Source organism: Promicromonospora sukumoe 327MFSha3.1 (assembly GCF_000385135.1).
Taxonomy (GTDB): Bacteria; Actinomycetota; Actinomycetes; order Actinomycetales; family Cellulomonadaceae; genus Promicromonospora; species Promicromonospora sukumoe_B.
The window spans coordinates 40248-53606 of the sequence record NZ_ARQM01000001.1; the positions used below are offsets into that span (position 1 = coordinate 40248).

11 protein-coding genes are annotated in these 13359 nt (G+C 71.5%); 8 read left to right on the plus strand and 3 right to left on the minus strand.

Features of this window, described 5'->3' with window-relative positions:
• Window positions 1-8: 8 nt before the first annotated feature.
• The 4 genes from sufC to H291_RS0100180 are packed head-to-tail and all read left to right on the plus strand — an operon-like array spanning window position 9 to window position 3035.
• Window positions 9-779, plus strand: a complete 771-nt coding sequence (gene sufC, locus H291_RS0100165) for a Fe-S cluster assembly ATPase SufC (RefSeq protein WP_020012944.1) — start codon at window positions 9-11, stop codon at window positions 777-779.
• A 30-nt stretch (window positions 780-809) separates the two neighbouring features.
• Complete coding sequence (locus tag H291_RS0100170; protein WP_033325244.1) at window positions 810-2138, plus strand: cysteine desulfurase; 1329 nt, start codon at window positions 810-812, stop codon at window positions 2136-2138.
• Window positions 2139-2167: 29 nt separating this feature from the next.
• Window positions 2168-2647: a Fe-S cluster assembly sulfur transfer protein SufU gene (sufU, locus tag H291_RS0100175; protein ID WP_020012946.1), complete on the plus strand. Its 480-nt coding sequence runs from the start codon at window positions 2168-2170 to the stop codon at window positions 2645-2647.
• Window positions 2648-2657: 10 nt separating this feature from the next.
• Window positions 2658-3035, plus strand: coding sequence for a metal-sulfur cluster assembly factor (locus H291_RS0100180; RefSeq protein ID WP_020012947.1), 378 nt, complete (start codon window positions 2658-2660; stop codon window positions 3033-3035).
• A 376-nt stretch (window positions 3036-3411) separates the two neighbouring features.
• On the opposite strand, the gene H291_RS28050 is transcribed toward H291_RS0100180, so the two are convergent.
• Window positions 3412-3987, minus strand: a complete 576-nt coding sequence (locus H291_RS28050; RefSeq protein ID WP_157236625.1) for a hypothetical protein — start codon at window positions 3985-3987, stop codon at window positions 3412-3414.
• A gap of 257 nt (window positions 3988-4244) precedes the next feature.
• Between H291_RS28050 and H291_RS0100190 the strand changes: the two genes are divergently transcribed.
• Together H291_RS0100190 and H291_RS0100200 are read left to right on the plus strand one after the other, a co-directional pair.
• Complete coding sequence (locus H291_RS0100190) at window positions 4245-4757, plus strand: hypothetical protein (protein WP_020012949.1); 513 nt, start codon at window positions 4245-4247, stop codon at window positions 4755-4757.
• Window positions 4758-5043: 286 nt separating this feature from the next.
• Window positions 5044-6066: a hypothetical protein gene (locus H291_RS0100200; protein WP_157236626.1), complete on the plus strand. Its 1023-nt coding sequence runs from the start codon at window positions 5044-5046 to the stop codon at window positions 6064-6066.
• A gap of 244 nt (window positions 6067-6310) precedes the next feature.
• Here the strand turns inward: H291_RS0100200 and H291_RS0100210 are convergent, their stop codons facing one another.
• On the minus strand, window positions 6311-7549 hold the full coding sequence (locus H291_RS0100210; protein ID WP_020012953.1) for an MFS transporter: 1239 nt from the start codon (window positions 7547-7549) through the stop codon (window positions 6311-6313).
• A 162-nt stretch (window positions 7550-7711) separates the two neighbouring features.
• Between H291_RS0100210 and H291_RS0100215 the strand changes: the two genes are divergently transcribed.
• Complete coding sequence (locus H291_RS0100215; RefSeq protein WP_020012954.1) at window positions 7712-8437, plus strand: alpha/beta fold hydrolase; 726 nt, start codon at window positions 7712-7714, stop codon at window positions 8435-8437.
• Between the two features lie 2 nt (window positions 8438-8439).
• Here H291_RS0100215 and H291_RS0100220 read toward each other — a convergent pair whose 3' ends face one another.
• Window positions 8440-11667 (minus strand): ATP-binding protein, encoded by a 3228-nt coding sequence (locus H291_RS0100220; protein ID WP_020012955.1) that lies wholly within the window; start codon window positions 11665-11667, stop codon window positions 8440-8442.
• Between the two features lie 133 nt (window positions 11668-11800).
• Between H291_RS0100220 and H291_RS34015 the strand changes: the two genes are divergently transcribed.
• Window positions 11801-13171: a SigE family RNA polymerase sigma factor gene (locus tag H291_RS34015; protein ID WP_084467539.1), complete on the plus strand. Its 1371-nt coding sequence runs from the start codon at window positions 11801-11803 to the stop codon at window positions 13169-13171.
• Window positions 13172-13359 lie beyond the last annotated feature (188 nt).

Below are 13359 nucleotides of genomic sequence, written 5' to 3' on the forward strand. Positions count from 1 at the left end.
TAACAGATATGCCCACCCTCGAGATCCGCGACCTGCATGTCAGCGTCGAGACCAAGGAAGGCCCCAAGCCGATCCTGCGCGGCGTCGACCTGACGATCGCCAGCGGCGAGACCCACGCGATCATGGGCCCCAACGGCTCGGGCAAGTCCACCCTGGCCTCGGCGCTCGCCGGCCACCCCAAGTACACCGTCACCTCGGGCACCGTCACGCTCGACGGTGAGGACCTGCTGGCGATGACCGTGGACGAGCGCGCCCGCGCCGGCCTGTTCCTGGCCATGCAGTACCCGGTCGAGGTCACCGGCGTCTCCGTCGCGAACTTCCTGCGCACCGCCAAGACCGCCATCGACGGCACCGCCCCCGCCCTGCGTACCTGGGGCAAGGAGGTCAAGGGCGCGATGGAGAACCTCCGCATGGACCCGGCCTTCGCCGAGCGCTCCGTGAACGAGGGCTTCTCCGGCGGTGAGAAGAAGCGCCACGAGATCCTGCAGATGGAGCTCTTCAAGCCGCGCTTCGCCATCCTCGACGAGACCGACTCCGGCCTCGACGTCGACGCGCTGCGCATCGTGTCGGAGGGCGTCAACCGCGCCAAGGAGAACACCGAGGTCGGCGTTCTGCTGATCACGCACTACACGCGCATCCTGCGCTACATCAAGCCCGACTTCGTGCACGTCTTCGTCGACGGCAAGATCGCCGAGGAGGGCGGCTCCGAGCTGGCCGACCGCCTCGAGGAAGAGGGCTACGACAAGTACGTCGGCGCGAACGCGACGGCCACGGCCTGACCGACCGCTGAGGCACTTCGAGGGGACATGATGACCACCACCACCGTGCGTCCGGGTGACCCGGCGCTGCAGCCCGCCGAGACCGGCTCGCTCTCCACCACCGAGCTGGCCGCCGTCCGGGCGGACTTCCCGCTGCTCGAGCGCACGGTGCGGGGTGGTCAGCCCCTCGTGTACCTGGACTCCGCCGCCACCTCCCAGAAACCCCAGGTGGTGCTGGACACCGAGGTGGACTTCTACGAGCAGCGCAACGCCGCGGTCCACCGCGGCGCGCACCAGCTCGCGGAGGAGGCCACCGAGGCGTTCGAGCAGGCGCGCGCGTCCGTGGCCGCGTTCGTCGGCGCGGACGAGGGCGAGATCGTCTGGCAGCCCGGCGCCACCGCGGCGATCAACGTCGTGGCCTACGCCTTCTCCAACGCGACCCTCGGGCGCGGGGGAGAGGCCGCGGCGCGGTTCCGGCTCGCGCCGGGCGACGAGATCGTGGTCACCGAGGCGGAGCACCACGCCAACCTCGTCCCGTGGCAGGAGCTGGCCGCCCGCACGGGCGCCGTCCTGCGCTGGATCCCGGTGGGCGACGACGGCCGGCTCGACCTGACGACCCTCGACGAGGTCGTCACCGAGCGCACGAAGGTGCTGGCCTTCGGGCACGTGTCGAACGTGACCGGCGCGATCGCGCCCGTGGCCACCCTGGTGGCGGCGGCGAAGCGGGTCGGCGCGCTCACCGTGCTCGACGCCTGCCAGTCCGTGCCGAACATGCCCGTGGACCTGCACGCGCTCGACGTCGACTTCGCCGCGTTCAGCGGGCACAAGATGCTCGGCCCCACCGGCGTCGGTGCCCTGTACGGGCGGCGCGAGCTGCTGGAGGCCATGCCGCCCACGGTCACCGGCGGGTCCATGGTCGAGGTCGTGACCATGGAGACCACCACGTACGCGCCGCCGCCACAGCGTTTCGAGGCCGGCACCCAGATGGTCGCCCAGGCCGTCGGCATGGGCTGCGCGGCGCAGTACCTCGACGAGCTCGGCATGGCGGGCGTGGCCCGGCACGAGACCGAGCTCGCGGCCGAGATGCTCAAGATCGTCGACATCCCGGGCGTGCGGGTGATCGGCCCCCTCGACACCGCCGACCGGCTCGCCGTGGTCTCGTTCGTGGTCGACGGCGTGCACGCGCACGACGTCGGGCAGGTGCTGGACGACAAGGGCATCGCCGTGCGGGTGGGCCACCACTGCGCGCAGCCGCTGCACCGCCGGTTCGGCGTGGCCGCCACGGCGCGCGCGTCGGCGTCGGTCTACACGACGGTCGAAGAAGTTGTCGCCTTCCGGGAAGCGTTGGCGGGGGTCCGCGCGTTCTTCGGTGCGGAGTGATTCTTCGTGAGATCTAGAAAGGCAGCGTCGTGAGCACGCTCGAGCAGATGTACCAGCAGGTGATCCTGGACCACGCGAAGCACCCGGTGGGCCGTGGGCTCGTCGACGTCGCCTCCGTGGCGGGACACCTCGCGGGGGAGTCGCACCAGGTGAACCCGACGTGCGGTGACGAGGTGACCCTCCGGGTCGACGTCACGCCGGAGGGTTCCGTGGCGGGCGTCTCCTGGGAGGGGCAGGGATGCTCCATCTCGCAGGCTTCCGTGTCGGTCATGACGTCGCTGGTCGAGGGCGCCGACCTCGCCGAGGTGGCGCGGCTCGACGGCCTGTTCCACGACCTGATGTCGTCCCGCGGCAAGGGCCTGGACGACGACGCCGCCGAGGACGCCCTCGGCGACGCGACCGCTTTCACGGGCGTCTCGCAGTACCCCGCCCGGATCAAGTGCGCGCTGCTCGGCTGGGCGGCGCTCAAGGACTCGCTGGCGCGCAGCGGCGCGCTGGCCACGAGCTGAGGAGAGACCGATGACTGAGGCGAGCACCGACGTCGGGCAGGACGCCCCGGCCGCTCCGGCCGAGGGCGTTGGCCCGTCGCCCACCACCGTGGTGGACGTCGAGGAGGCCATGCGCGACGTGATCGACCCCGAGCTGGGCATCAACGTCGTGGACCTGGGCCTGATCTACGGCATCCAGGTGGACCAGAACAACCACGCGACCATCGACATGACGCTCACGTCGGCGGCCTGCCCGCTGACCGACGTCATCGAGGACCAGAGCGCGCAGGCGCTCGAGGGGCTCGTGGACGGGTTCCGCGTGAACTGGGTCTGGATGCCGCCGTGGGGTCCGGAGAAGATCACGGACGACGGCAAGGAGCAGCTGCGGATGCTCGGGTTCAACGTCTGAGATCTCGGGCGGTCAGGCCGTAGGTCCCTGAACCGGGGAACTGCGGCCTGAACTGCGAAATTCCATTCGGAACCAGGGCAGGAACTGACTCGGATGGCCCCTTGAAGCCATCCGAAACTCTTGGTGCCTCACAGGTCTGATGGTCTTCTCAGAGGTCGCGATGCAGATCGGGACGGCATGGGGCTGCGTCGTAGGCTCGCTCGAGGCCGACGGGCGTGGCGGTGCACCTGGGTGGGTAGAGATATCCACTTGTTGCATCGTCCGCTGGAGATATCCACGTACGGCGCTTTCAGTATCTGACTATCGCCTCAGTACGATGAGAAATTTGCGTGAGGTCTCGAGGTGGTGCAGGCCACGCGAGATCAAATGATTCTCGTCAGCAGGGCGTCGCCGAGAGACGCACGTAGTAAACGGGGTCCAGGTTGTTCCCGCCGCCGTAGTAGCCATCCGAACCGCTCCCGGTGCAGTAGATCTGTCTCCCCGCGGAGTCGTACGTCCGGTAGGAAGCCCCGCCGGTCTGCCGGTTGAGGTAACGACCAATTCCGGTCCACTGGTAGACGGAATAAAGGCCGTAGTCGTAGAACCAGAACTCCCGCATCTCCGGGTTTGTACCGTCCCACATGGGTACCTTCTGACAGACATAGCCCGGGGAGCAGACGGGTTGGGTGTCCGGCTGGTACTCCCGTATCTGCGCAGCGGTCGGGCTCGTCCTCGGGTTGTAGTCCTTCAAGACGCCGTACCCGGATTCCGCCGGAACCACCACCGGCGCAGCCGCTGCCATCTCCATCGGAGACAGTGTGGTGAGGTCGGCGCTCTCAGCAGCCTTTACCGTCGAGCTGTTCCTGCTAGCGCTTGTCGCCGCCGGGCTCGCTGACGTGGCGACTGCCATGAGGGATGCCGTGGCCAGAGCGATCCAGAGACGTGTAAGTCGGGCAGATGCGCGAGTGTTCATGCGGGTGAGCCTTGGACGAGATCAAGCGCTCGGCAACCTACTTCGGTCAGTGCCGAATGGCCATTCGATCACGTTGTGGCGGTCGCCGAGCGGTCGATCTCATTGATCGCTTCACCGTGATACGGGAACGCACGGCTTTTCGGCCGCAGCCGAAGTTTGTGGCAGGCGTGAGTGATCGGGTTCTAGGTTCGGCGCGTTCCGCGTAACGCCAGGCACCGTGCCCGGGCAACTCGGCGCGGAGCAGGAGGAGAATCCAGATGACACTCCAGAAGCGCTGGCTCGCCACGCTGTCGAGTGCGCTGATGGCGCTTCTTTGCGTCCTCGGTGGTACCCAGGCGGCGCAGGCGTACGACGACCGAGACCTGACCGCCCTGGGCGGCGACCGCATCGTCGGTACGACAAACGGCGCGAGCACAGGCGAGGTGGCGCCTGCGGCCTGGACACCGAACGTGTCCCCGCTCCTCACGGAGGAGGCCGCCGCTCGGAACCTGACGACCGCTGACCGGAACGCTGCCCTGAACAACTGTCCGCGCCTCTACGCGTGCGTCGCTGTCGGTCAGGGAGACGGCCGCCACACCGTCTTCTTCCTGTACCACTGCGACACGCGCACACTGACCAACTTCATCGACGCTGGTGCCATCACCAACCACCAGTCTCCCGGTGCTACGGTCCGGTTCACCGGCCCAGGCGTATCCCCTCTCGCGTTCGCGCCTCGCGTGGACCCCTACTCGTTCAACCCCCTGCCGTACAACCGGGTCGACCCGTGCTGAGACTCGTCCGAGGCACATAGACCTGAGGGGGAAAGTTGCCGCGCAAGCGGGCCTCGTCTCGGCCGTTATGGGCGTCCCGGCAACGAGCCGGGGCGCCCTGTCGGGACACGGGACGGCCAGCACCCGCCGCTACGCGGACATGGTTGCGGAGGATCGTCGCCAGCGCCTGGCCGGGTACGAGCTTTACCGCTCTGGCGGTCTTGAGCCCGGGGAACCCGGCGTCGAGGACTGAGAAAACCCGGACATGGTTGCCGGCCCGAAGGCGCGGAGTAGGCTCGCCGCCACGATGAGTGAGTTCCAGCGCGACCGCACCGTTGACAGCTCCCTGTTCGCCAAGTTCGCGAAGCACAACCGCGATCGCACGACGTGGAACCTGGTCGTGGTGATGCTGTTGGTCTGCGCGATCGCGACGCCTACGACGTGGTTGTCGGTGGAGCACTTCCGTACCTTCGCGATCCTCGATGAGCGTGGAGTGACGACCTCGGCCAAGGTCGTTGCGCTGACGAGCGGTGGCCGGGGGCTACACGAGATCGTGGTCGTCCCTGACGACAACACCTCGGTGCACACCCGCCTGCGCCACTGGCCTCGTGACACCGAGGTCGGTGACACGCTGCAGATCACCTATGACCCGCTGAACCCCGGCCGGGTCGTCGCGACGGACGCGCCTGTTGTCGACGCGTGGATCGCCACGACCGCGCTCCTGGAGATCGGCGCACTCTGGCTGGTTGTCGCCGTTGTGCCGCCGAGCACCGCGCTGCTGTTGCGTCGAGCTCGCGACCCCGCCTGGCGCCCTCGTCCAGATCCGGGGGCGCCGGGTGACGAGGTTGGAGTGCAGACGCACCGCAAGCCGCTCATGTGGGTACCGGCCGCCTGGCGCAAGGTCGGCGACTGGGCGCGTGAGGAAGGCGCGTGGAAGTCGATCCTGATCTTCGTCTTCCTGCCGGTCACGCTGACGTGCTTCGGTGTCGGATTCACCGTGGAGGGGGTCCGTGGCCTGGTCGCCCTTGAAGAACGTGGCGTTCCTGCCCGGGCCGAGGTCGTCGGCTCGGAATGGGCCGGCAACCACCAGCAGCAGCTGACACTCCTGGTCGACGGGGAGGAGGCGTGGATCAGCCGATGGGCCGGCGTGCCAGAACACGGCGATCTGATCGACGTGATCCATCTGCCCGATGATCCCCAGGTTGTCCGCCAGGTCGGCGTCTTCCCGTGGGGGCATGAGGAGTTCGTCTGGGCGTCGCTGGGCCTCGGCGGGGTCATCATGGCGCCGCTCGTCGTGCCCGCGGCGATCGCAGGCCTGCTGCGTCGATAGACGTGCTTGTCTCAGGCGGCGAGTGTGGCTGATGTGGCGTCGGTCTGAGGAGGCATCGCGGGACCGGATCTTGCCCGGCGCGTCGGCCGCGGCGATCAGATCTGCTGGCGGCGAGCACGGTCCTCTGCGCGCAAGGCCCGGTAATTCTCGTCGGAGAACACCCGTGCCAGACCGAACGCCCCGGCCCCCTCCACGGGAGCCGGGGCGTCCTCGTCCACGGATCAGCACCCGCCGACGGCGCCCGTCATGCCCCCGCCGGCAGCACCGCCCGCTGCCGGCCCACGGTGAGCACGTACAGCAGCAGGCCCGCGGTGGTCAGGACGACGCCCGCCCAGACGGTGGACAGCGTGCCCCAGCCGGCGTCGAGCGTGATGGCGCCGCCGATCGCGCCCAGCGAGTTGGCCAGGTTGAGGGCGGCGAGGTTGAGCGCGCCCATCAGCGTCGGGGCGTCGGGCGCGAAGCCCGTCAGCCGCACCTGGATGGTGGGGATCGCGAACATCATGGTCGCGCCGGTGCCGAAGAAGCAGAACAGCAGGACCGTCAGGTTGCTGCCCGCCACCCCGATCAGCACCAGGAAGACCAGCACGCCGCCGTACCCGTACAGCAGGCCGCGGCTCTCGTACCGGTCGGCGATCCGCCCGCCCCAGCTGTTGCCCACCGCCATACCGACGCCGAAGACGGCCAGCGCGACCGGGATCAAGGACGCGTCCTGGCCTGCGGCGTCAGTGATGAACGGCCCGATGAAGGTGTAGACGGCGAAGATGCTGGAGATGCCGAGCGAGGCGACGGCGACCATGAGCCAGACGTTGAGCCGGCGCAGCGCGCCCAGCTCGTTCCGCACGGAGCCGCCGTGCAGGTCGCGGGTGCGGGGCAGCCAGGACACGAGGGCGGCGCCGGCGAGCAGGCCCAGGACGACCACGGCCCAGTACATGGCGCGCCAGCCGGCGTTCTGCCCGATGAGCGTGCCCAGCGGCGACCCGAAGATGGTGGCGACGGTCAGGCCGGCCATGACGGTCGCGAAGGCCTTGCCGCCCTTCCCGGGGCCGTAGACGTAGGCGGCGACGACGGCGCCGGCGCCGAAGAACGCGCCCTGCACGCTGCCCGTGACGAACCGGGCCACGACCAGCAGCCCGATGTTCGGCGCCCACGCGGACAGCGCGTTGCCGACCAGGAAGAGGACGATCAGGCCGAGCAGCAGGGTGCGGCGGTTCATGCGCGCCGCGAGCAGCGTGATCGCGGGCGAGCCGATCATGACGCCGAAGGCGTAGGCGGTGATCGCGTAGGTCGCCACGGGGATCGACACGCCCAGGTCGGCGGAGAAGAGCTGAAGGATGCCGTTGCTGCCGAACTCGCCGGTGCCGATCGCGAACGTGCCCAGGGCCAGGGCGAACAGGGCCAGGCGGGGGTTGCGGATGGGTGAGGTCGCGGACTCGTGCCGCTTCTCCTCGGCCGTGCACTGACTCTCGAACGCCTGCTGGTGCATGGGTTTCCTCTGCCTGGCCTCGACGGTGACTGCCTCTCACGCGGATGTTCACCCAGACCACTGGAGGACTACTTGATCGAGGGGCGCTTCGCCGTCCAGTGCCGCTCCACTCGAGCCTCGTAGCGTTCGAGGTTCGATACCCCAGCGCAGAGGAGCTCGACCGTGACCGGAACGACACCCAACAAGCCCACGATCGTGCTCGTGCACGGGGCGTTCGCGGACAGCAGCGGCTTCGAGGGGATCAGCCGCCGGCTGCTCGCCGCGGGCTACCCGGTGGTGGCCGCGCCCAACCCGCTGCGCGGCGTCGCCTCCGACGCGGCACAGGTGCGGGCGGTGCTCGACAGCATCAAGGGCCCGGTCGTGCTGGTGGGGCACTCCTACGGGGGCGCTGTCATCTCGTCGGCGGCCACGGGGAACGAGAACGTCCGCGCGCTGGTCTACGTGGCGGCGTTCGTCCCGGACACCGGGGAGAGCGTCGAGGCCCTCGTCGGCAAGTTCCCCGGCAGCACCGTGGGCGAGTCGCTCAAGCCCGTCCCGCTGTCCGGCGGGCTGGTCGACCTGTACATCGACCCCGAGGTGTTCCCCCAGCGGTTCGCGACCGACGTGCCCGCCGAGCAGGCCGAGCTCTTCGCGATCTTCCAGCGGCCCGCCACCAACGCGGCGCTCGGCGAGCCGGCGTCGGGTGCGCAGGCCTGGCACTCGATCCCGAGCTACAACCTGATCAGCGGTGCGGACCAGATCATCCCGCCCGCCGCCCAGGAGTTCATGGCCGAGCGGGCCGGCTCGACGGTGGAGACGGTCGAGGGCGCCTCGCACATGGTCTTCGTCTCCCACCCGGACGCGACCGTGGGCCTGATCGAGCGGGCGGTCGCCGAGACCGCGGGCTGACCTCAGAGGCCGACGCCGCTCCCCGGCCCGCCGGGGAGCAGGCGCTCGGCGCGCCGGGCGAACAGGTGTGCCTCGTGCTCCGTGGACAGGGTGCGCGCCCGCTCCACGGCGGCGCGGACGACGTCGTCCGGTCGGCCCGACGCCTGCAGCAGCCGCGCCCGCTGGATCAGCAGGAAGCCCTCGGCGTACCGCTGGCCGTACGCCTCGAGGGCGGCGTCGGCGCGGTCGAGCGCCGCGGCCGCCTCGGCGGTCCGCCCGGCGGACAGCCACATCTCGGCGACCAGCCCGTGCCAGGTCGCCAGGCCCGAGCGCGGCGGGTCCACCAGCGCGCCGGCGACGAGCTGCTCGGCGCGGCGTGCGGCGCCGACCGTGTCCTGACCGGTCAGCGCCTGCACCCAGCACCGGGCCAGGCGGGGGTAGCTGCCCAGGAAGACGAAGGAGAACTCGGGGTCCACGGCGATGCCCCGCTCCGCCGCCCGCAGCGCCCAGGCCTCGTCGCCGGCGAGCGCCGCGACCGTGACGGCGAAGGCGGACCAGACGGTCGTCGCGTACGGGTCCGCCGAGGCGGCGGCCTCCAGCCGGTCGAGCTGTTCCCGGGCCGAGTCGACGTCGCCGTGCAGGGCGGTCATCAGGGCGAGCATCACGGGGGAGAGGAGCTGCAGGTCGTGCCGGAGCTGGTCCTGGTCCGTACCGGTGGCGTCGTCCAGCATCGTGGTGCGTGACTTGCTCAGGTACCGGAAGGCCTCGCCGATGTTGCCGACGTCCCACTGGTGGATGCCCCAGGCGTGCTGCCCGTAGGCCCGCACGACGGGGTTGGCCGACGCTTCGCCGTCCTCGAGGAGGCGGCGCGCCAGGGGGCCGGCGAGGTCGAGCTGGATGCCCTGGGAGTAGCCCGCCCAGCGGGAGAAGAGGAAGTCGGCGGCCACGACCTGGTGCCCCAGGCTCCGGGCCAGGTGCTCGGCGCGCTCCAGGACGTCGATGGCCGAGGCGACGTACCCGGAGCGCATGCCGATGACGGCCGTGAGCTGCGACAGCGCGGACAGCTCCAGCTCGGCCAGGCTCGCCGCGCGCGCGGTGCGCGCCGCCGCCCGCAGGTGTCCCGACGCGGCCTCGAACGCGGACTTTCCCGCCGCGCAGCGGCCGGCGTCCACCAGGGCGCGTGCCGTCCGCCCGAGGTCGGCGAGCGGGCCCGCGGCCCACAGGTGGTGCGCGAGGCGTTCGGCGATCGGCTCGCTCTCGGGGCTGGTGCGCTCCAGCGCGTCCGCCAGCCGCAGGTGCAGCCGGCCGGCGTGCGGCGGGGCGATCGTGCCGGCGACCGACTCGCGGACGACGTCGTGCGTGAACCGGACCGCGTACGGGTCGCCCGGCACGGGCTCGATCAGGCCCGCGGCGTCCAGGGGTTCCAGCCGGTCGTGGCACGTGGGCACGTCCAGGCGGGCGGCCTGTGCCAGGAGCGGCACGTCGACCTCCCGCCCGGCGAGGGCGGCGAGGCGCAGCAGGTCCCGGGCCTGGTCGTCGAGGGCGGCCATGCGCCCGCGGACGACGTCCACGACCGACGACGGCACGCCCACGCGGGCGACGGCGTCGGTGGTGAGCGCGCCGGTCTCGGCCAGCAGCCGGGACAGCTCCCGGACGAAGAACGCGTTGCCGCGGGTGCGGGCGTGCAGGTCCGCGGTCACGTCGCGGCCCGGCGTCTGGCCGGTCTCCCGGCGCACGAGCTCCGCGACGTCGTCCGGGCGCAGCGGTCCGAGCCTGATCCGGCGCTGTCCCGGCGCGCGGCTGACCGCGGCCAGCATCCGCGCGAGCTCCGGCTCGGGCTCGGCGCGCCGGTCCCGCAGCGCCCCGATCACGACGGCGCCGTCGGGCAGGCGGGTCGCCAGGTGCGCGAGCAGGCGGAGCGAGGTGGCGTCGGCCCAGTGCAGGTCGTCGACCACCAGCAGCAGCGGGCGGAGCGCCGCCGCCTCGCCGATCACGGCGACCACCTGCTCGAACAGCCGGAACTGGAGGTTGCTGTCGGGGATGATGTCGCCCGCGAGCAGGTCGTCGTGCGGTTCCAGCAGGTGCCCCAGCTCGCCGGACAGCGCCGCCTCGCGCACGCCCGCGGGCACCCGGTCCAGGATGGCCCCGACCGCCTGGATCCAGGGCCACATCGTCGGCGCACCCGCCCCGTCGAGGCAGTTGCCCCACACCGCGAGCGCGTCGCGCCGCTCGGCCTCGGCCGCGATCTCCTTGAGCAGCCGGGTCTTGCCGACGCCGGGTTCGCCCTCGACGACAGCGAGGCCCGACCCCGCGGCGAACGCCGGTTCCAGCACCTCCCGGAGCGCCGAGATCTCGTCCACCCGCCCGACGATGCCGGACGGCGCCGTCGGCCGTTCCGCGACGGGCGGGCGTCCCGGCCCGGACGGGCCGCCGTCGGCGACCGTGGGCCGGTGCAGCAGCCGCCCGTGCGCGGCGCGGAGCACGGGGCCGGGTTCGATGCCGAGCTCGTGGGCCAGCCGGTCGCGGGCCGCCTCGTACGCCGCCAGGGCCTCGGCCGGGCGTCCGGCGTCGGCCAGGCAGGTGACCAGGCTCGCCTGGACGGGCTCGTGGAGCGGCCCCATCGTCGAGGCCAGGCGCAGGTGCGGCAGCACCCGCTCGGGCCGGCCCAGGTCCGTGGCGAGGTCGGCGGCGGCCACGCACGCGTCGAAGAACTCCGAGTCCAGGCCCGCGAGCACGCCTGTCGCGGCCGGCTCGTGGACCAGTCCCTCGCAGGCCGAGCCGCTCCACAGGCCCAGCGCCTCGACGTAGAGGTCGAGGGCCGCAGCGCGCCGTTCGTCGGCGAGCGTCGCGGCCGCGGAGGCCGCCAGCCGGCGGAACATGACGAGGTCCAGCGTCTCCGGTCCGGCGGTGCAGAGGTAGGCGCTGCCACGGCGCACCAGGTAGGAGCTCGCTCCCCGGGCCGGGCGCTCCGGTTCCAGCAGGTGCCGCAGCGCCCCGACGTACTTGTGGATCGTGTTGAGCGCGCTCGACGGTGCCGCGTCGCCCCAGATGGAGGCGATCAGCTCGCCCGTGCCGGTCGGCCGGCCCACGCGGGCCAGCAGGAGGGCGAGCAGGGAGGCCTGCTGTCGCGGTCCCGCGTCCAGCTCGACGTCGCCGCGCCACACCCGCAGCGGCCCGAGCACCTGCAGGCGCAGCGGACCGGTAGGGGGCGTCCGGAGATCGCCCCCGACGCCGTCGGAACCGGTACGCACGACTCCAGATTCTATGTCCACGACCGGATCTCACCCGCTGGTGAGCGGCGGGTGATCTTTCCCGCCGCGGTGCCGTTCCGGAACGCCCGGGTACGGTCTCAACCTGCGAGGGTTCCGACGCGTGGGTAGGGGCATGGAGACACTTTCGGGAAGACGGGTCGAGGTCCGGGTGGGCGGCCGGTCGCGCGACGAGGAGTTCGTCGCGTTCGTGGAGACCGAGGGCCCGTACCTGTACCGGACGGCGCTCTTCCTGGTCGGTGAGCGGGCCCCGGCCGAGGACCTGGTCCAGGGCACCTTCGAGCGCGTCTACCGGCGCTGGGACGCCGCCCGGGCCGGGAGCCCACGCGCCTACGCGCGGAAGGTGCTGGTCAACCTCAGGACCGACACGTGGCGCCGGACGCGGCTGACCGACACCCCTGGTGACGACAACCTCCCGGTCGCGCACGAGGAGGACCACGCCGTGCAGGTCGCGCTGCGGGACGAGCTCGCCCGCGCGCTGGGGAGCCTCTCGCCGCAGCAGCGCCGGGTCGTGGTGCTGCGGCACATCCTCGACCTGCCGGAGGCGCAGGTCGCCCAGGAGATCGGGCGGTCCGTCGGCACGGTCAAGGCGGCGAGCTCCCGGGGCCTCGAGCGGCTCCGCGCGCTCCTGACCGAGGCCGGCCCGGAGACCGTGGACGAGCCGGTGTTCGACGGTCGCGAGACGCTGGACCGCAGCAAGGCCGTCGCGGCACGGCGGGCCCGCCGCACCGCCGCGCTCAGCACGGCCGCGGTCGCGGTGTGCGCTCTGTTCGCCCTGGTCGTGCACGGTCCGGTCGGTGTGCCGGTGCTCGACGCCGTCACGACGCCGGCCCACCGCTGGCTGGTGGAGACGTTCGGCCTGCCCGTGGTCGACACGGATCGTGACGACGACGGCGCGGTCCGGGACGACGACGCCGTGACCGGGCAGGACGCCGCCGTCGGGCTGGGGGACCTCGACATCCCGGAGATGGCGGCCGTCGCCTCCGACTGCGCCGGGGACCTCGCCACGCCGGAGGCGACCGGGACGATCCCGGTCCCGGCTGACGCACCGACGGGGAACTTCACGATCACCCAGGCGCTCGACGCCGACGACGCCCGTCCCGCGGTCGAGTGCGTCGACTACGTCACCGAGCACCGGGTGGACCTGGGGACGCCTCCTGACTTCATGGTCGGGGCCTTCATCGGGAGCGATCTCAATGTCCCGTTCGCGGTGCGTCGCGACGGCACGCTGGTCGCCGCACCGCGCCGGCCCGACGTCGGCCCCGGGTCGGAGCCGATCACCCTGCTGGCGCGGCCGAAGCCTGGGGCTGACGGCGAGTCCGTCCTGGAGACCTGGCAGCTCTCGGCCGCCGTGCCGGGCTCGTCGGGTACGTCCGACGTCGAGCGCCCCCCGTATCTCGACGTCGGCAGCCCGGTCCTCACCGAGACGCACGTCGCCTGGAGCGTGGGACTCGACGAGAGTGAGCCGGTCGTGGTCAAGGCGTAGGGGCCGGACGGCGAGGTCCGTACCGTCGCGCGCTACGAGCCGGACCCCGCACGGAGCGTCTGGAAGGTCGCGGCGGGAGGGCGGACGCTCGCGATCCTGCACATCACGGAGGAGAACTTCGGCCTTGCGGATCGCTGTGCGGGGTCGATCGATCTGGTCGATCTGGAGGCGCCCGATGCTGACGTCGA